This is a genomic window from Calothrix sp. NIES-2098, from assembly GCF_963875125.1.
GTDB lineage: Bacteria > Cyanobacteriota > Cyanobacteriia > Cyanobacteriales > Nostocaceae > Aulosira.
The window spans coordinates 5,791,729-5,811,038 of the sequence record NZ_CAWNKJ010000001.1; the positions used below are offsets into that span (position 1 = coordinate 5,791,729).

Annotated in this window: 20 protein-coding genes; 10 read left to right on the top strand and 10 right to left on the bottom strand. The window is 40.1% G+C overall.

What is annotated here, in order from left to right:
* Positions 1–7 precede the first annotated feature (7 nt).
* Positions 8–811 carry a PD-(D/E)XK nuclease family protein gene (locus AACU33_RS24325; protein ID WP_096591332.1) on the bottom strand — a complete coding sequence of 268 codons (804 nt, stop codon included), beginning with the start codon at positions 809–811 and terminating at the stop codon, positions 8–10.
* Positions 812–1,066: 255 nt separating this feature from the next.
* On the opposite strand from AACU33_RS24325, the gene AACU33_RS24330 reads away from it, so the two are divergent.
* Positions 1,067–1,231, top strand: a complete 165-nt coding sequence (locus AACU33_RS24330) for a hypothetical protein (protein WP_339376262.1) — start codon at positions 1,067–1,069, stop codon at positions 1,229–1,231.
* A gap of 308 nt (positions 1,232–1,539) precedes the next feature.
* Here the strand turns inward: AACU33_RS24330 and AACU33_RS24335 are convergent, their stop codons facing one another.
* The gene (locus AACU33_RS24335; protein WP_096591334.1) at positions 1,540–1,743 is read right to left on the bottom strand and encodes a hypothetical protein; all 204 of its coding nucleotides are present in this window, start codon (positions 1,741–1,743) and stop codon (positions 1,540–1,542) included.
* 12 nt (positions 1,744–1,755) lie between these two features.
* Complete coding sequence (gene def / locus AACU33_RS24340; RefSeq protein ID WP_096591336.1) at positions 1,756–2,319, bottom strand: peptide deformylase; 564 nt, start codon at positions 2,317–2,319, stop codon at positions 1,756–1,758.
* Between the two features lie 440 nt (positions 2,320–2,759).
* Between def and AACU33_RS24345 the strand changes: the two genes are divergently transcribed.
* Together AACU33_RS24345 and AACU33_RS24350 are read left to right on the top strand one after the other, a co-directional pair.
* Positions 2,760–3,662 (top strand): cell division protein FtsX, encoded by a 903-nt coding sequence (locus AACU33_RS24345; RefSeq protein ID WP_096591338.1) that lies wholly within the window; start codon positions 2,760–2,762, stop codon positions 3,660–3,662.
* Positions 3,663–3,719: 57 nt separating this feature from the next.
* A complete protein-coding gene (locus AACU33_RS24350) occupies positions 3,720–4,529 on the top strand; it encodes a DUF3598 family protein (RefSeq protein WP_096591340.1) in 810 nt (269 codons plus the stop codon).
* Position 4,530: 1 nt separating this feature from the next.
* On the opposite strand, the gene AACU33_RS24355 is transcribed toward AACU33_RS24350, so the two are convergent.
* The 6 genes from AACU33_RS24355 to AACU33_RS24380 all read right to left on the bottom strand — a co-directional run bounded on the left by AACU33_RS24355 (position 4,531) and on the right by AACU33_RS24380 (position 12,242).
* On the bottom strand, positions 4,531–6,117 hold the full coding sequence (locus tag AACU33_RS24355; protein ID WP_096591342.1) for a DHA2 family efflux MFS transporter permease subunit: 1,587 nt from the start codon (positions 6,115–6,117) through the stop codon (positions 4,531–4,533).
* Positions 6,118–6,224: 107 nt separating this feature from the next.
* Positions 6,225–7,496, bottom strand: coding sequence for an MFS transporter (locus AACU33_RS24360; protein WP_096591344.1), 1,272 nt, complete (start codon positions 7,494–7,496; stop codon positions 6,225–6,227).
* Positions 7,497–7,804: 308 nt separating this feature from the next.
* Positions 7,805–9,313, bottom strand: coding sequence for an HlyD family secretion protein (locus AACU33_RS24365; RefSeq protein WP_096591346.1), 1,509 nt, complete (start codon positions 9,311–9,313; stop codon positions 7,805–7,807).
* 260 nt (positions 9,314–9,573) lie between these two features.
* On the bottom strand, positions 9,574–11,085 hold the full coding sequence (locus AACU33_RS24370) for a GUN4 domain-containing protein (protein ID WP_096591348.1): 1,512 nt from the start codon (positions 11,083–11,085) through the stop codon (positions 9,574–9,576).
* A gap of 351 nt (positions 11,086–11,436) precedes the next feature.
* Complete coding sequence (locus AACU33_RS24375; protein WP_096591350.1) at positions 11,437–11,793, bottom strand: Spx/MgsR family RNA polymerase-binding regulatory protein; 357 nt, start codon at positions 11,791–11,793, stop codon at positions 11,437–11,439.
* Between the two features lie 200 nt (positions 11,794–11,993).
* On the bottom strand, positions 11,994–12,242 hold the full coding sequence (locus AACU33_RS24380) for a hypothetical protein (RefSeq protein ID WP_096591352.1): 249 nt from the start codon (positions 12,240–12,242) through the stop codon (positions 11,994–11,996).
* 242 nt (positions 12,243–12,484) lie between these two features.
* Here AACU33_RS24380 and AACU33_RS24385 point away from each other — a divergent pair, with 242 nt between their 5' ends.
* The 4 genes from AACU33_RS24385 (at position 12,485) to AACU33_RS24400 (ending at position 16,141) form a co-directional block, all read left to right on the top strand.
* Positions 12,485–14,644: a Tex family protein gene (locus AACU33_RS24385; RefSeq protein WP_096591354.1), complete on the top strand. Its 2,160-nt coding sequence runs from the start codon at positions 12,485–12,487 to the stop codon at positions 14,642–14,644.
* Between the two features lie 217 nt (positions 14,645–14,861).
* Positions 14,862–15,185, top strand: a complete 324-nt coding sequence (locus AACU33_RS24390; RefSeq protein ID WP_096591356.1) for a 2Fe-2S iron-sulfur cluster-binding protein — start codon at positions 14,862–14,864, stop codon at positions 15,183–15,185.
* A gap of 224 nt (positions 15,186–15,409) precedes the next feature.
* Positions 15,410–15,811, top strand: a complete 402-nt coding sequence (locus AACU33_RS24395; RefSeq protein WP_096591358.1) for a phage holin family protein — start codon at positions 15,410–15,412, stop codon at positions 15,809–15,811.
* A gap of 147 nt (positions 15,812–15,958) precedes the next feature.
* On the top strand, positions 15,959–16,141 hold the full coding sequence (locus tag AACU33_RS24400) for a YqaE/Pmp3 family membrane protein (RefSeq protein WP_096591360.1): 183 nt from the start codon (positions 15,959–15,961) through the stop codon (positions 16,139–16,141).
* 432 nt (positions 16,142–16,573) lie between these two features.
* Here AACU33_RS24400 and AACU33_RS24405 read toward each other — a convergent pair whose 3' ends face one another.
* Entirely contained in the window at positions 16,574–17,374 is an 801-nt protein-coding gene (locus AACU33_RS24405; RefSeq protein WP_096595370.1) for a histidine kinase, read from the bottom strand.
* A gap of 251 nt (positions 17,375–17,625) precedes the next feature.
* Between AACU33_RS24405 and AACU33_RS24410 the strand changes: the two genes are divergently transcribed.
* The 3 genes from AACU33_RS24410 to AACU33_RS24420 are packed head-to-tail and all read left to right on the top strand — an operon-like array spanning position 17,626 to position 19,262.
* Entirely contained in the window at positions 17,626–17,850 is a 225-nt protein-coding gene (locus tag AACU33_RS24410) for a hypothetical protein (protein WP_096591362.1), read from the top strand.
* Between the two features lie 29 nt (positions 17,851–17,879).
* Positions 17,880–18,218: a cytochrome c6 PetJ gene (gene petJ, locus AACU33_RS24415; protein WP_096591364.1), complete on the top strand. Its 339-nt coding sequence runs from the start codon at positions 17,880–17,882 to the stop codon at positions 18,216–18,218.
* Between the two features lie 24 nt (positions 18,219–18,242).
* Positions 18,243–19,262 (top strand): aldo/keto reductase, encoded by a 1,020-nt coding sequence (locus tag AACU33_RS24420; protein WP_096591366.1) that lies wholly within the window; start codon positions 18,243–18,245, stop codon positions 19,260–19,262.
* Positions 19,263–19,310 lie beyond the last annotated feature (48 nt).

The window sequence follows — 19,310 nt, forward strand, 5'->3', positions numbered from 1 at the left end:
TCCCTCTTCACAGTGATACTTCTTCTATACTTGCGAGATTTGGTAGAGAATTGGGATCGCTCTCTTGTTCAGCTGCTTGTGCGCGATCGCAGCGTGTGGCAAATTGACAATAGGTGCAGGCTTTATTGCCAAAGGGTAGTTGGGGAAATTGCTCTTTTTGTTGATAACGTTCTAGCCAATAAGTTAAATCGCTTAAGAGTTCATTAAGTTCATTAGCAGTTCGCTGGTGTTGAGCCGTATTGTAAATAAATTTAATATTTTGTGGTTTGCCTTCAGATTGAACAAACCAATAAGTCATCGAGATATTTTCTGGCAGGTATTCGCTAGTTTCTGCCAAAACATACAAATAAAGACGTGTTTGCCAGTTCTTTTCTAATTTACTTTTATGTAGTGGTTTGGGATAAGTTTTCCAGTCGAGAATTTGAGCTTTTTGGCGATCGGCAATTAATAAATCGTAGACAACAGTCAACAGATAATTTTGAACTTGCAGAGTGCGGTAGTGTTCGCTTTCTCGGAAAGTTTGGTTATCAGTCGCAGGTGCCAAAATTTCTGGTGCAGCATTAGCAAAAGCTGACATCCAGGTTTGTAGTTGGCTATCTGCTTGCAAAAAACTCTGAATTGGTAAACCCATTTCTCGCTGTTGCATTAGCAGGTGAAACCGACTACCTAAAGTTTGTCGTTCTTCCTGTTCTGGATCTGAGGGAGAATTAAGATTTTCTAAGTAGGTATGTTGAAATTGACGAGGACAACGTTCTAGTAAATTAAGTTGTCCTTGGGAAATTCGTAATAATTGAGTGGGAGTTGACAGCATTCTTATATTGTAGAAGCGATCGCATATTACCCTACAAGTAAGCAAACGAAGTATTGATTTTCATTAATGGAGTTCTAAGCCTCATTAACGAAGCTCAAAGACTCGTTGGCGAGTATTAAAGACTGATTAACGGAGTTCAAAGACTCGTTAGCGAGTATCAAAGACTGATTAACGAAGCTTAAAGACTCGTTGGCGAGTATTAAAGACTGATTAACGAAGCTTAAAGACTCGTTGACGAGTATCAAAGACTGGTTAATGAAGCTCAAAGACTCGTTGACGAGTATCAAAGACTGGTTAACGGAGTTCAAAGACTCGTTGACGAGTATCAAAGACTGGTTAATGAAGCTCAAAGACTCGTTGACGAGTATCAAAGACTGGTTAATGAAGCTCAAAGACTCGTTGACGAGTATCAAAGACTGATTAACGAAGTTCTGAGGCTCATTCGCAAGCAGTGGAAGACAAATGACTTCGACCGAATTTAGGACTTCCTAATAAAAAAACATTCCAATCATAAATTGTAGGGGTAGGGAAATCCCAAACCGTAGGGGTGGGGTAATTTATTTTTTGTTTCCCTTGAATGATGCGTACTTTACCCATGTAGAGAACTTACTCTACGGTTTCTATATTCATTATTGGAGATTTTTAAAGAAAAAAGTAAAAGGTAAAAGGCAAAAGGATGAATTTTGTCATCACTCCTTCTTCCCTTTACCTTTTTATGTACCTGATGCTTATTTAATGTTATCCCTTGCGTCCCTCACTGCGGCAAAGAAAAATAATGCTGTCAGTGGAATGCTCAAAATCAGGATAATCGTCGTGGCTTGAACGCCTAAATCTGGTTGTCCGTAGCTGAGTTCAAAAATCGAACCGACAGCCGCGATCGCAGCTACGCAAGAACCGCCTAGAAATAAACCGCTTTTTGGAGTTAAATACACAACTAGACCACCCTATGCTACAGGTTTCACCGCTTGATACGAGAAGCCATTTTTAGATAGTTCCTGGGCCAAAGTCAAGGAATTATCTACGCGATCTACAAATACCACGCCATTGAGGTGATCCATTTCGTGCTGAATGCAGCGTGCGAGTAAGTCATTAGCTTTTAATGTCTTAGGACGGCCATATTCATCTTTATAGGCAATTTCCACCACTTCTGGGCGCTTTACATCCATGTAAACATTGGGAATGCTCAAACATCCTTCTTGCGCAACGCAGATTTCCTTGCTTACCTGTTTAATTGTGGGGTTGATCAATACCAGTGGTGGATTAGCTGGGTTATCTGGTTCTAAATCGATAACTATTAGTTGTTTATGAACTCCTACTTGCGGCGCAGCCAAACCAATGCCATCTTTGCTGTACATAGTTTGCAGCATTTCGCGTACCAGTTGGCGCAATTCATCATCTACTTTGGTAATGCGTTTTGCTGGTTGACGTAAAACGCGATCGCCTAAATAGTGAAGTTGCAACGGAGGATTTTTTAACTTTTTTTTCTCGACAGCAATTTCGGAGGGCATGATTCCTTATCGGCTAGATTGTGAAAATTCCTTCTAGTTTAATTCTATCAATCTCTTTAGGTGTGAAATCTGGCAGTCTCTGCGGTAATTGGCACAAAATACCCAAACTCTTCACTGTCGAGTATAAATGTGATACCATCTCGCGCCAATTATCAGAGTTTGTACGGTTTTAGCATTGCTCATTGGTGTCAACTTAACGTGAAATCCGCTTAGTTGCAAGGTTTCGCCCTCATCCCCAGCCCCTCTCCCACAGGGATAGGGGAGCAAGAGATTTAATTCCCCTTCTCCAGGGGGAGAAGGGGTGAGGGGATGAGGGCGAGGGTTTTTGTACAACACGCGCCGTATATAGCTTTTAGCTTAAGTTGACACGTATGAGCATTGCTAAACCCCTACGATATCTCGCATTTGGCTGCGAAATTCGCATATCGGAGTCATAATGTGTGTGGAAATTTTTAAATAAACTTGACTACCTGCTTAAAGAAACTTTCCTGGGTTTGCTGCGGGGAGGTTGGATGAACTGGGCAGCTGTCAGTACTGTAACGGTATTGCTATTTTTATTTGGGATGAGTTTGCAAACTTCCTGGCAATTAGAAAAACTCCTCTATCAGTTTGGTAGCCAGATGGAAGTCTCAGTTTATCTGGATTCGGGGACATCAGCCGCAACTATTGAACCACTGGTGACAACCATGCCTGATGTAGTAGCAACTAAAACAATCACCAAGGAACAAGCTTGGAGTAAGTTAGTTAAGGAACTGAGAATTTCTGATATTGAAGGTGCTACCCAGCAGCTAGGAGAAAATCCCCTAGTTGATGAAGTGAAGGTAAAAGCACGGAACACTGAAGTTGTGGCAAATTTATCGACACAGTTAGCTAAGTTACCGGGAGTGAGTACGGTGCAGTATGTCGATGAAGCAGTGAAACGCATCGCTCAGTTGCACGCAGGTCTGAACTGGATTACTTTGACAATTACTATCCTCCTCACCTTAACTGCGATCGCTGTCACTAGTATTACCATTCGCCTAATTGTGATGGCGCGACGCCAAGAAATAGAAATTATGCAGTTAGTAGGTGCAACTACTGCTTGGATTTACTTACCCTTTATTTTGCAAGGTATAAGTTTTGGCATAGTTGGCGGTGCGATCGCTTGGAGTTTGATTTCTCTAGTTCAACAGTTTCTCGGAAATCTGCTAGCTAACCAGCCTGAGTTTATTCAATTTCTTACTAAAGGTTTGCAACTCACTCCCATACAAATCTTATTGTTACCCCTGATTCTCTTGAGCTTTGGTGCAGCTGTAGGATTAATGGGGAGTTTATTTGCTGTTCGGCGTTTTGCCAGAAGTTAGTCAAGAGTCAATGGTTATTCAAATGACAAATGCCAAATGACAAAGGACAAAATCATTATGCCATCTCAATGGGAACGATTGCTGCTAAATCTTGGTGAATGGGAAGGTTCATTCACCCGTTTTTCTCCTCAAGGGGAACTATTGGGAGATGTGAAAAGTGTCGTTTCTCTGGAAGGTTTGAATAACAACCAAACAATTCGCCAAATTGTTCGTCGTCAAGGACAAGAAGATTTAGTTCTGGAATACAGTTCTTTGGGAAAAAGTACTCTATTTTTTGAAAATGGCGCATTTTCTCAGGGTTCTATTCAATTAGCGCCCTTTACTGAATTTGGTGCGGAACTGGGTTTAATTTATGAAAATCGCCGTTTGCGTCTGGTGCAATTGTTTGATAAAAACGGTCAATTAGATAAACTTACCCTAATTTCCGAACATTTAGTTGGTACTGAAGCCGTAGAAAGCCCTGCTGTAAAGGTAGATAACTTGTTGGGAGAATGGCGAGGTGAAGCAATCACAATATATACAGATTTTCGTCCTCCTCTCACAGTCTCAACAAACTTGAAATTAGAACTTGATGACGCTGGGCGATTTGTGCAAACTCTATCTTTTGGCGATCGCACAATTACTTCCAGTGCTACCGTTAAAGGATCTATCATTCACTTCGATCGCGATCCCCAAAAGCAGATGCAAGTATTGCTGCTACCTCATGGTGCTTCTGCTACTTCTCCACCGAAGATAAATTTACGCCAAAGTTTTATCTTAGAGGTTGGTTGGTTAATCAAGCCAAATCTACGTCAAAGAATGGTACGCAGCTACAGCGACAAAGGCGAATGGGTAAGCCTAACTCTAGTCACAGAACACAAAATATGACTTAATGCCCAACAGCACCACCAGTAGCTTTGACTTTTTTAATAAAAATAATTGCCAGTCCGCTTAATAATAAAGCAATGCCAATAAAGTAAAAACAATCATTAAAAGCCATTACAAAGGCTTCGCGACGCACAATATTAGATATAGATGCGATCGCCTGATTTTGGGCTGTACTCAAATCTGCGCCTCGACTGATAAAATACTGTGTCATCTGGTCGATTCGCTGTTGAGTTTCAGGATTATATAAGGATACGCTATCGCCCAATCTATTAGAGTGAAATTGCTCCCTATTCGTTAATAAAGTGGCTAATGAAGCAATTCCTATAGAACCGCCCATATTACGCATCATATTAAATAAACCACTTGCCGAACCTGCTTCTTTAGGATTCAATCCAGCCGTAGCAATACTACTCAATGGAACCATAATTAATGGTTGTCCCATTGCGCGTACTAGTTGCGACCATCTTAATTGATCTAGCCCCGTTTGATGCGTCATCCCAGCGTTCATAAAAGCACTGATAGCAAACAGAGAAACGCCCAAACCAACCATAAAGCGCACATCAATGCGTTGCATCAATTTCGGTATAAAGGGAATAATAAATAATTGGGGAATACCTGCCCAAATTAATACTTCACCGATTTGTAGCGCATTATATTGTTGAATTTGGGCGAGATATAAAGGCAAAATATAAATTGAGCCATATAATCCCACACCCAACGAAATATTAACAATACTAGCTAAACCAAAATTTCGCCGCAGCAACAATCCTAAATTAATAAATGGTTGCTTGCGAGTTAATTCTATAAATAAAAATAATGCTATAAATATTGCTGCTATTACACTTAAGCGGACAATTAAAGCCGAACCAAACCAATCTTTGCGGCTACCTTCTTCTAATACAACTTGTAGGGAACCTAAGCCAATCGCCATTGAAATAATTCCCCACCAATCGCCTTGTTTTAGCAATTGTAATTGCAGTTGATCTTGTTTAATGCCATACCAGACTCCGGTAAGCATTAACACACCAGGAAATACATTTATATAGAAGTTATACTGCCAACTAAAATTTTCTGTTAACCAACCTCCTAATGTCGGGCCAATTGAGGGTGCAAAAACTGCGGTAATCGCGAATGCTGCTAGTCCTACTGATTGCTTAGATTGTGGCAAAGTCGTCAGTACAACTGTCATTGCTGAAGGAATTAAAATCCCACCAGTGAAGCCTTGTAAAGCACGAAAGACAATCATGGAATTGAGGTTCCACGACCAAGCACAGCATATAGAAAAAAAGATAAATAATACGGTATTTACTAATAGATAACGGCGTAGCGAAAACACTCGCGATAACCATCCGGTTAACGGGATGACTACAATTTCTGCAACCAAATAAGCAGTAGAAATCCAAGAACCCTCTTCTAAGGTTGCGCCTAAACTAGCTTGAATTTCTTGTAATGAAGCGTTAGTAATTTGAATATCTAAAACCGCCATAAATGCGCCAAGCATACTGGCTAATACACCAATCCAAGTTCTCAGAGGTACGTGTTCTGGCGGTAGGGTAGGATTTTGCTGAATAGCACCTGTCTTAGCCATCTATTTGCTCCGGTTTCAGGTTTGGGATGCACAAAGAAGAATGTCTATTTTTAACTTTAAGGTAAATTGTGTAGTAAATGCTTGTCCGATTGCGCATATCAGGCTATCTATTTGGAATATTCAACATCTTTTAAAATGCCTTTTTGCTCATAAATAGGGATAACTAGCTTTCTCAATCCAGGTAATTGTCTGCTAAAAATGAGCGAGCCGATAATACAAGCTATACCATCAATAATTAATGTGTTAGGAGCGCCAATCCGGCTGGCTAAGAAACCTCCTAATAAATTGCCTACAGGTATCATTCCTAAAAAGGACATAGTATACAAACTCATCAATCTACCGCGTTTGTCTTCTTCGACAATTGTTTGTAAGAAGGTGTTACTTGATGCAATTTGCAGAATTGTTCCTAAGCCTACAAACAACATTGTGAATAAAGAAAGTGGTAGAAATCGAGATAAAGCAAAAGCAATTAACCCAACACCTAAAATTGCTGGAGCTATCGCAATTAATTTACCAATTCCTAATATTGTCCGCCTGGTAGCTAAATAAATCCCACCCGATAAGGCTCCTACTCCTGAAGCTGCCATCAAAAAGCCTAATGTTTCTGCACCACCTTTGAGAATTTCTTCGGCAAAAATGGGTACAAGAATGGTGTTTTGCAATCCCATTAAGCTAACTAAAGTTGATAGTAACAAGATGGCTCGAATGGGAGGAAAGTTAAAAGCGTAACCAAAACCTTCTTTAACTTTTTGTAGGGGATTACCGCTACTTACTGGAACTCGCCAGGGTTTAATTGTCATTGCTAATAAAGCAGCAATCACAGCAATATAGCTTAAACCATCGATGAGAAAACAATAAGCAGCGCCAATTCTAGCGATGATCAAACCGCCGATCGCCGGGCCAATTAATCTAGCTCCATTGATCATCGTTGAATTAATTGCGATCGCATTGGCTAAATCTTCTCTACGTTCTACTAATTCTGGGACAAATGCTTGTCTGGCTGGTGCATCTAAGGCATTAATAAATCCCTGAAATAAGCTTAAAGCAATGATGTGCCATACTTGAATCACACCAGTTAGCGCTAGTACTGCCAATGCTAACGACTGAATCATCGCCATAATTTGCGTACCAATTAAGGTACGATAGCGCGAAAAGCGGTCTACAAAAACACCCCCAAAGGGAGCGAGAAAGAAACTAGGAATTTGGCTGGTAAAGCCGACAACCCCTAATAGTAATGCTGAGTTTGTTAAGCTATAAACTAGCCAAATTGTCGCTAGTTGTGTCATCCAAGTGCCAATTAGTGATATACCTTGTCCGGCAAAAAACAGGCGATAGTTTTTTGATTTTAATGCAGGTAGAAGCAGCTTTGGTTTAGTCATTTGTCATCTGTCATTTGTGATATCTCAATAGCGACGGAAAAATAAATCATTTCCGGCAATTTCTCATAACAAAACTTCCCCACTTTCTAACCATTAGCGCTTGTCTAGATAAAAGACAAAGTATAACTTTAATGGGTTAGGGATAAGACAAAAGTATGAGTAATTTACCGGACATAATAGAAGTTCTTTCGGTCGAAATTCACCTGTCATTGGTTATAGCTAATTAACAACTGATAATTAAAAAGGAACAGAGAGATACTCATAAGAATATTCCCTGTCCCCTTTACACTTCATTGATGACAAATCACTTATTTAACTTCTACATCAACTTCCGCAGACATCCCAGGTGCAATGCGAGACTCATATCCTTGGATACTGTTTCCATCAAAAGTTACTTTAACAGGAATGCGTTGGACAATTTTGGTGAAGTTACCAGTGGCGTTATCTGGGGGTAATAAAGCAAATTGCGCGCCGGAAGCTGGAGATATACTGTCAACATGACCTGTAAACGGGTGATTAGGAAAAGCATCCAACTTGATTTCCACTGGTTCTCCAGGTCGCATTTTATTTAATTGGGTTTCTTTGAAGTTGGCTACTACCCAATAGCCGTTATCAACGATCGCCATTAATGGCGTTCCTACTTGTACCCGGTTCCCAACTTCGACGTTTTTCCTACCTACTCGTCCGGCACTAGGCGCAGTGATGTTGGTGTAAGAAAGCTGCAACTGTGCGTTTTTCAGCGATGCTTCGGCTTGAGCGATCGCGGCTTTTGCTGCTTCATACTGACTTTGTTTAACTGCGGTGTCTTGTCCGCTAGCGGTGGCTTGTTGCAATCCACCCTTAGATGCGGCGAGTTTCGCTTGGGCGCTGGTGACACCTTCTTGTGCTTGTGCAAGTTGCGATTGGGCTTTTGCTACACCTACTCTCGCAGAGGCTAACCTAGCTTGTGCTTGTTGAACGCCCTGAACCGCAGCATTCTTCTGGGCTACAGCCACATCGTAAGCTGCTTTGGCTGTATCTAACTGCTGGCGAGGAATTGCGCCTTCTTTAAACAAACTTTGGTAACGGTTGTAATCTGCTTGGGTTTTTGCCAAATTAGCATTAGCCTGCGCTACTTGAGCTTGGGCGGCGGGTATCCCGGCTTGGGCTAGTTGTACCTCAGCTTGGGCGGCGGGTATCCCGGCTTGGGCTTCTTTGACTGCGGCTTGCGCTGTGGAAATTGCAGCCAAAGCATTGCTGACATCTCCTTGCGCCTGAGCTGTTTTACCGCTGGAGGTTTGTGAAGTTAAAGCAATATTCGCTTGTGCGGCTTGCGCCTGACTGCGAGCAGTTTCTAATGCAGCTTGCGCTTGCTGTACCTGACTTTGATAATCACTGGGATCGAGAGTTACTAATAACTGTCCGGGTTGCACCAGCTGGTTATCATCCACTAACACTTGACTAACAGTACCGGGAATGCGGCTAGCAACTTGGTGAATATTTCCCACTACAGTAGCGTTATCTGTCGATTCGTGGGTAGAAGCATATTGCCAATAGTGATAACCAAATCCACCAGCAGCGATCGCACCTACACCCAGTCCAGCTAAAATCAAGCCAATTGGTTTTTTCCGCTTCTTATCAGCTTTTTTTTCTACCTCTGGCTGAGGATGAACATCAGTTTTCGGTTCTGTTGGAGCTTCGGGAGTTACAACGGTTGCTTCTGCAATGGCGGAAGGTTCTGAGGTAACAGCCTCTAAACTCTCTACATCAGTAATTAGTTGTTTGTCGATAACAGAGGTATTGCCTTTTTTGTGTCCGTTCAATGTATTAGCGCCCATGATTGTTGACTTCCCTAACTCAAGAATTGAATTGATAGATTTTATTTAGCGCACGTACTATTCACATATTAAATTTCATCTACCTTTCCCTTCGTATGCGTATCATTATCGCAAAATAAAACTTTACAGTACCTCACCCAATTGGGTGATTATCACCTATTCCTCAGACAGACTTGTGTTCGCTTAAAAGGAGGACTATATCAATAAATTGAGCGATCGCAAACTCTCATCAGCAGGAGATGCGATCGCGATTCACAGGCTCAGTCACATTGTGCCAATTTTGCAGTCAGAGCCGAAAATCCCACCAGACAACCAAATAACCCGACAACCCAACCTTGGCGAACGGTGAGTAAATCAACACTGGCGGCTGCTGGAAAATGACCAACAGGTGCATCATCCGCAAAATTTAGGTCAGAGTAGAACAGCCAAGCATTATTTACGCGCCAGCCGATGCGATCGCCAAATTTAACCCATGTTTGATAATCAGCATCAGGTTGACCGCCAACCTTTTCCCAAACGCTCTTTTGCACGCTAAAACCAAAACGACCTTTGCTATATTTGACCCAAAGTTGGTCAATGATGCAAAGGTCGGTGCAGGAAAAAGTGTTAATTGCTTCAATATCTAGCCAGCCTACTTTCTCTCGCCTCGCCAGCTTCAGCATCAGCCTCAAAGTTTCCCGATCTGCGGCTTTCCAATCACCAGCTGCGAGTAATTCGCCCAATCGCTGATAGTCTACTCCGCCTTCCGAACTGAGGCGATCGATAGCGGGTTCTGGAATTGTCGCGGTTGATTGATATTGAGGTTGTGCAATTGTATTTACACCTGAAACGTAAACGCTAGGTTTTCGAGCAAAATTTTCACCAACTCCTACATATTGAGCAATTCTATGGCTCTGCTGGAATGTATCCTCATCTGAACTAATTGTTCGTATCCATAGCTGCTCTAATTCTGCCAATTCCTGACTGCGATCTGCTTCTGTTACCAATGAATTTATCTGTTGATTGGCAATTTCGTGTAAATTTGCATATTTCGGTATAAAGACTCGATGCGACTTAGCAACTGAATCTACATCTAGATTTATATAAGGTGTTTGCGCTGGATACTTGTAATGTGCCAAAAGTTCGGGCACGCGGAAACTGAGATATTGATGCAACCGTTTCACCGTGGCGCATTGTCCCTGAATTCCCAAACCTTCAAGGATTGCATGGGTAAACACACCTTGTTGTAGCGCATCAATTTCCGCAGAAGATTCATCGGGGCTACAGGATAAAATACTGATGATTCCGGTTTGAGATGCTAACTGTTGTGTTTGCAGCCCAAATCTCGCGCTAGTTTGTTTGTGCTGAGAACGACAAGCATCTAATATCATCACAATATTCTCAGAACCGCAACTGCGCAGGCATTCAGTCAGATATTTCAGGGAAATTCCTGTATCTTCAATGTTATAGGGATTACCATCAGCAGGCATCAGGTAATCTTGATGAGCAGACATCATTCCATGACCGCTAAAGAAAAACCAGAAGTTATCTTCTGGTTCTAAGAAAGGATGCTTAAATAACTGCTCTAAGAATTGTAATAAATTAGCGCGGTCAGGATGAGTCAGTTCCCCACCAATATTAGGCGAGTCATCTGAAAATAAGAAAACTTGCTCAAAACCTGCTTGATTGCGGAGCAAATTCTGCATCAAATCTGCGTCCCGCTTCGCATACTTGAGGGGTTGCAAGCATTCGTAACGATCGATACCAATAACCAACGCCCAGTTTTTCACCATCTCACTTTAGATTATTGTCAGTGCAAGTAGAGTTTGATTGCTCCTAACCCAGTACTTCCGGGAATTTTCCTGAAAGTAGTTCAACCCTAGCCAGTCATGAGAAATCCTAGATTTAGGATCTAGGTTCCATAAATCTTAGGGCTGAGAATCGGATCGCTTTGTATTTCGTGCTACATATATTGAGACAAACAACTCCTTCTACGGTCGTTGGTAAGATGTTTCCGGACTAAAAATAGCATTAATGAAGACACAGAAATACAGAGCTAGCAAGATGGAAAAAAATGCGATGTCTAGCGTCTACGCACAATACATTACAGTTACAGCAATTGAACTGTTGAGGCTGCTAGCTAATTAAATCTCTAATTTTTCGCGAATTATTTCTTCTTTTTCTTTGAAACCTACTAGCACTGCTTTTGCATCTTTTACAAAAACAGGTCGCTTCAGCAGCATTGCGTCCTTAGCAAAGGCGTCAATCCACCGTTCATCATTCCAAGTCTTCTTTTCATCACCTAAAGCACGGTAGGATTGACCGGAGGTATTGCGCATAGGCGCAGAACCAAAAGTCTCCACCCAGTTTTGGATCGTTTCACGAGTAGGAGGATTTTCTTTGGTATTGATGAATTTGTAATTAATGTTGTTGTCTTTGAGCCATTTCAAAGCTTTTTTACAAGTACCGCAGTTAGGAATTCCATAAACTTGAATTGGCATACAACAGACAAATAAAATTATCAATCAATTATCAAGCAAGTTTCATAGACAATGTAGGTATAGTTATCAGATTGGTGCATATAACATCAATATCTATCTGTAATTATCCTCTGGAAGTTTGAAAATGGCAGAAGGGAATAAAGCTTTTTTAATATCGATGTTTGTTTCCGCCAAGCTGTACTATTTAGCGTTACTTAGTATCATCGTCTTGATTCTTTCTCTGTAGTATTGGGTAGTTGATATTCATTTTTTGACAAGAGCTTGTTAGTAGTTATCAGGACAGCAACTAACATTAGTAGCTGTATCTGCCAAGGTGCTAAGACCAAACTCAAAATGAAGCAAATGAATCCAAATACACCAGCGATGTAAGCTATTTCATCATTAGATTGCTTAACTAAATAGCCAGTTAATAAAGCTGTGCAAAGTGGAACCAAGAAAAACAAAGCCATTTTTACTAACCTCTGAAATCAAACCAATAGCGCCTAAGATAAACAGATTAAAACAATTACTGGTTATAGTTATTGATTTTACATCCTAGCTAGATTGAGGTAAAACTAGCTATGTAAAATAACGGTGGAAAAAATCAAGATTTCATAATCATCTGGTAAATTAGCTTAACATCATTACGCTTGCATGAGCAGAACGATTAGCATATTACCTTGAGAAGTAGCGTTTTCCACTGAGACACCCGATGCTGAACATTCCTCAACTACTGGCAACTGAACTAAACCTTAAACCCTTTCAGGTGCAAAATGCGCTGGAACTATTCGCAGAAGGTGCAACAATTCCTTTTATCGCACGTTACCGTAAAGAGCGCACCGGCGAAATGGATGAAGTTCAACTACGGGACTTATCCGATAGGTATAGTTACTTAACTGAATTAGAAGAAAGAAAAGCGGTAATTTTAAATGCGATCGCCAACCAAGGTAAACTCACTGATGAACTGAAAGAGCAGATTATTTCTTGCTTACAAAAAACCGAGCTTGAGGATTTATACTTACCCTATCGACCCAAGCGACGCACCCGTGCAACTATCGCTAGAGAGAAAGGTTTAGAACCACTGGCAGATTTTATTAAATCGCTCAATGTGAAAAATCCTGTCTCTGCTTCAATAGAAACAGAAGCAGCAAAGTATATTTCGGAAACTCAAGGAATTAAATCTGCTGAAGAAGCGTTGAAAGGTGCGGCTGACATTTTAGCGGAGGAAGTGGCAGAGAAAGCCGAATCTAGAGCATATATCCGCGATTATCTTTTAGAATCGGGGATATTTACCTCGCGGATAAAAGATGAGCATCCCGAAGGTACAACGAAATTTGAAATGTACCGCAACTATCAAGCTAAAGTGAAAAATATTGCACCGCATAATATTTTGGCGTTGTGTCGGGGTGAAGCCGAGGGAATATTAAATTTTGAAATTACCTTTGATGAGGATGTAGTACTTTCCTATTTAGAATCAAAGGAAATCAAAACCAAAGTCCGCGCTATTCGAGATTTTTATCAGGCGATGCTGAAAGATGCATTTAATCGCTTGATGAAAGCTTCTTTAATGGGAGAAGTAATAACAGAAAAGAAAACCTACGCTGATATTGAGTCGATTAAAACCTTTGAAACTAATTTAAGAGAATTATTACTATCTGCACCAGCAGGAATGAAACCAACCTTAGCAATAGATCCTGGTTTTAGAACTGGGTGTAAAGTAGCAGTATTAGACCAAACTGGTAAATTCTTGGAATACCAAGCGGTGTTTCCCCATCAAGCAGCAGAACAACGGACTAAAGCTGCGCAAACTATCAAAAATTTGATTGAAAAATACAAAATAGAATTGATTGCAATTGGTAACGGTACAGCTTCTCGTGAGACTGATGAATTTGTCTCGCAGGTACTGCAAGCTATAGAACGCAAACCAGTTAAGGTAATGGTAAATGAATCGGGTGCATCGATATATTCTGCTAGTAAAGTCGCATTAGAAGAGTTTCCCCATTTAGATGTCACCGTGCGCGGTGCTATTAGCATTGGTCGCCGTTTGCAAGACCCTTTAGCAGAATTAGTGAAAATCGATCCGAAATCGATTGGTGTGGGACAATATCAACACGATGTTGACCAAAAGCTGCTGAAGAAAAAGTTAGATGAAACTGTAGAAAGCTGCGTTAACTATGTAGGTGTGGACTTAAATACAGCTTCTAAAGAACTTTTGACCTTTGTTTCGGGAATTACGCCAGCAGTTGCCAATAATATTGTTACTTATCGCAACGAGAATGGAGCCTTTAAAAATCGCCGCCAACTGTTAAAAGTACCAAAACTAGGGCCAAAAGCCTTTGAACAAGCAGCTGGGTTCTTGCGCATACGTAACGGCGAAAACCCTTTGGATAATACAGCCGTGCATCCAGAGAGTTACTCTTTAGTAGAAGCGATCGCATCCGACCTCAACGTACCATTAAATCAGGTGACACAAATTGCTGCCAAACTGCAAAAAACCAACCTGAAAAAATACATCACCGATACCGTAGGCGAACCAACACTGCGCGACATCCTCAGCGAACTCGAAAAACCTGGTAGAGATCCCCGTGCTGAGTTTAAGTATGCCACCTTCAAAGAAGGAATTACCGAAATCAAGGATTTGCAAGTCGGGATGGAATTAGAAGGTATCATCACCAACGTTGCGAACTTTGGCGCATTTGTTGATATCGGCGTCCATCAGGATGGCTTAGTGCATATCTCTCAACTTGCTGATAGATTTGTTGACGATCCCAAAAAGATTGTCAAAGTCGGACAAGTGGTGAAAGTTAGAGTGTTGGAAGTGAATGAGAAGCTGAAGCGAATTAGTTTGTCGATGAAGTCTGTGAGACAGTAAATTTCTGATTCGTCTTTTGTCCTAAAAGTAGATAGGACTTACGCAAAATATTTTTCAAAGTTCCATTTCTCCGTGACCCCTACGTCTCTGTGGTTTGTTATTCCGTAAATCTGGCGTAAGTCCTATTACTCTAACGAGGGTAAAAAACCTTCCCATACTTTGTATAAAACTACCTCAAAAGGAGAAAATAACAACAGTTATTTCTTGTATATTGCAAATGGCAGTTTATCAAGTTCGACTCATCAATCCTACTATTGGGTTAGACCGTACCATTGAAGTCCCAGACGATCAATATATCCTTGATATCGCAGAAGACTTGGGTATCCGACTTCCCTCTGGGTGCAAACAAGGTGAATGTTCCGCTTGTGTTGCCAAACTCATCGGTGGCGAAGTTGACCAAAGCGAACAGAAATTTCTCCGTCCCCAAGAAATTCAGGCTGGCTATGTTGTTACTTGTGTAACTTATCCCTTATCTGATTGCACTTTAGAAACCCATCAAGAACAAGTTTTATATAAATCGTCGCTTTACTACAAGCAATAAATTTTAGTATACAAATTTAAGAATTTCTTTATAAAATAATTTTTTGAAGTTTTAGCAGTAAAAGATGAAATAAAAAATTAAAAACTGATTTTCCAACTCGCACAATTCTCAGCCGAACGATAGAAGCAAAATCTATCTCGCTATTGATGTTCGGGCAGATTAGTTAGGTAACAATAACTTAAAGAAGTTCAAATTATCAATAATCTGTTTCTGAGGTAAAAATAATGTTGGGACCCGTGTTAACAGCAATAGCTACAGCTTTGAGCTTACTAATAGTTGATTTAGTTGTTCCAGGCGTTAATATTGCAAATTTTCCCGCCGCGATTATTGCAGCGTTAGTTATTGGTTTGATTAATGGTTCAGTAAAACCAATTCTATCTACCTTATCTTTGCCACTTAACTTTTTAAGCTTTGGAGCATTTTCGCTAGTTGTTAACGGTATTTGTTTCGCATTAGCAGCAGCCTTAGTTCCCGGCTTTACCGTTCGCGGAATCATTGGTTTTCTCCTCGGTCCAGTGATTTTATCTTTTGCTAACACCTTCATTAACAACTACTTTGTCGAAAAAAATCTCGCTTCTTTAGGCAGTGCAGATGTTAAGAATAAGGGAGAATTACCCTCCAGCTAATTCTTAGGTATAGATATAAGTCTCATTAATTATGTCTCTATACCAGTTATTAGTCATCGAATTAATATAACTCTTGTGGTAGATTTTATAATTCGATGACATCCATACAAATGTAAGTAAACCAAATCAAACATTAGAATCAAATCCATGAAATTAACACGCTTACTTCTTGGTCTGTTGTTACCTCCCGTAGGAGTTTTTCTAGAAGTTGGTATTGGCCCAACTTTGTTGATTAACATTTTACTCACACTGTTAGGTTGGCTTCCTGGTAGCATTCATGCAGTTTGGGTTATCGCCAAGCATGAAGAGCAGCTTAATCGGCAAGTGTAACAGACAGGGTAATATTTCCTAACAATATGAGATTGGTAATGGGGTGTCACAGATGTAAGCAGTATTCCCATTACCAATTTTTATATTGAAGCTAACAAACTGAGAATCTTTAATCCCAATTTGAGAAAAGATTGCCACATATGGGCAAAATAATGTTGCGCTATTACTCATAATGGACAGCATATTTCAAGTTGGTGAAGTAGACATCCTACGCCTTAAACCAAAGCCTAAAGGCTGTTTCACTTCTGGGCACTACTGTATATATCTCAAATATTATTTATTTCATTAACAATCATAAGATAGCAGAGACACCTTAATTTGATAATTAATGAAGAGCAAAATTTTCTATTGATACAGATACATGAATAAGGGTTTAGCAATGCTAAACCCCTACAAAAAATATATATGTATCAGAATTGTCGTGAATTAGTATTAGCTATGGGGAAGCTTTGGTTTATCAGAATGATCCTTGTCTTTAAACAAATCAGCTGCTGTGAGTAGTAACTCTCTTAAGTACTGTTTTAACTGACGTTCCTTACGTGCGATCGCACTTCCGGCTTCACCTAGTTTATCATCGAGTTGCGATCGCTTCTGTTCTACTTGTGTAGCCAAATTTTCTGCTTGAGGACGAGCTTGATTATACCAGTGTTTAGCTTCCTCTAAATAATCTTTCACTTCCTCAGAACGTCCACCGTAGCGTGCAGCTAAATTAGCTCTTACAATAGCGAGTTGTGCTTGCAGTTGTGCATAGCGTTTCTTGAGTAAAGCTGCTTCCTCACTATCTTTAATGCCATTGATTACAGAGTCAAGAACAGTTTTAGTACTAGTAGAGGTTTCTTTACCTGTCTCTTCAATCTCTGCCAAAATTACATCAACTTCTTGTTGCAATTGTTCTTCTTCGCTATCTAATTGAGACTGTAGCTTTTTAATTTCTGTCTGGGTTTTAGCAATATTTTCGTGTCGTTTGCTATTAACCCCTTCTAATACTCCTTCAATAGAAGCTGTCACTTCTTCTTTGATTTCGCTACCTTTTTCTTGGAAAGTTTCAATTACAGCAGAAACAGCATCTCTGACAATACTACGCAGTTCTATAGAACCCGACCTAAACTCAGAACCTACTTGAGAAACTGCGGCTTTGACAATCTCTCTAATTCGTTCGCTTCTCAACTGTCCAGTTTCTCTGGCTTGTTGCAAATCTGCTTGAATTTTCTCTTTGATATTGTTACTAGCCATCTTCAACTCTTTGTATGTAGATAATTTGGATATAAATTTCCAGACAAGCTCCTCTATTGCCATTATGGTGCAGTCTGTTTGAGTCAGGCACTTCCTTTAGATAGAAAATCACCAAAATCTCAGTTATTAATCTTCTATTTCTGTGCTTGGCGGCCTTGGCGTCCTTGGCGGTTCGTTAATCCTGAATTTGTCACACAAATATCCAAATTATGAGATGATTAAAATTTATTGGTACACAATAGATTTTAATTATGTGGCAAGTAAACATTGATTGTTCTGGAGAAGCTTGGAAACTCTATGGTGCTGAATTTAAAGCATTAGCAGATAAATATCCAGGTACTTGCATTACTTCTAAAAAAATGCCCGATGGTAAGCGGATTATGGTATACAAAATTGAAGATGTTAGCGATGCTGAAGCTTTTGTGGAAGAATGCCAAAAATTTTCTGGATTTACCGTATATTTTGAATCTTTATAGAATTAAAACTTAAGATATTAGTAAAAATTATGTTGAAAATAATTATAAAATTGATATTAATTACTTTCTTAATACTGACAAATATTCTAACGCCGCCTGCTAGCGCAGCAGATATAGATAATGGCGCACAAATATTTGAGATGCATTGTGCTGGTTGTCATATCAACGGTGGTAATATTGTCAGACGAGGTAAGACTTTAAAGAAAAAAGCGCTCAAGAAATATGGTATGGATTCTTTAGAAGCAATATCATCCATTGTCACCAATGGTAAAAATAATATGTCAGCTTACAAAGACCGCTTGACTATAGAACAAATTCAAGATGTTTCTGCTTATGTTTTAGATCGAGCAGAAAAAGACTGGCGTTAAATAATTTATTATTTATCTTTCAAAATGGCACTACCCGCAGCAAGTTATCTACAATTTACCTCCGATTTAAATATCTGCCGCATCTTAAATGGAATGTGGCAAGTTTCTGGCGGACATGGACGCATCGATCCCAAGGCTGCTATTCAAACTATGTTCAAATATGTGGATGCAGGCTTTACTACTTGGGATTTAGCAGACCATTACGGCCCGGCTGAGGACTTAATTGGTGAGTTCCGCCGTCAACTAATTGCAACTCGCGGTCAAGAAGCTGTATCTCAAATTCAAGCCTTCACCAAATGGGTGCCTCGTCCTGGGAAAATGACGAAAAAAATTGTCGAGGACAATATTAATATCTCCCTGAGAAGGATGGATGTAGAATCATTAGATTTGATGCAGTTTCACTGGTGGGAGTATCGAGATAAAAACTACCTTGATGCCCTTAAATATATGGCAGAACTGCAAACTGAGGGGAAAATTAAGCATTTAGCTTTGACTAACTTTGATACTGAACATCTGCAAATTATTGTGGAAGCAGGTATCAAAATCGTTTCTAACCAAGTGCAATTTTCATTGGTTGACCGTCGTCCAGAAGTTAATATGATTCAGTTCTGTCAACAGCACGACATCAAACTTTTTACTTATGGTACAGTTTGCGGTGGGTTACTATCAGAAAAGTATTTAGGTAAACCAGAACCGCGAGGATTTGATCTAGCTACAGTTAGCTTGAAAAAATATAAGAATATGGTTGATGCTTGGGGTGGTTGGCAATTATTTCAAGAGTTACTTTCTACTCTCAAATCTATTGCCGATAAGCATGGAGTTAGTATTGCTAACGTAGCATTACGTTATATTTTAGATAAGCCTGCTGTTGGGGGAGTAATTGTTGGTGCGAGGTTGGGCATATCTGAACATTTAGAAGATAACGCGAAAGTATTTGATTTTAGCTTAGATGCTGAGGATGTAAATCAAATAGATGCGGTGTCTCAAAATTCACGAGATTTATATCAGTTAATTGGCGATTGCGGCGATGAATATCGGCGTTAATAATATCCTCTATTGCCCGCAGGCTAAAGCCTGGGGCTATATCAAACT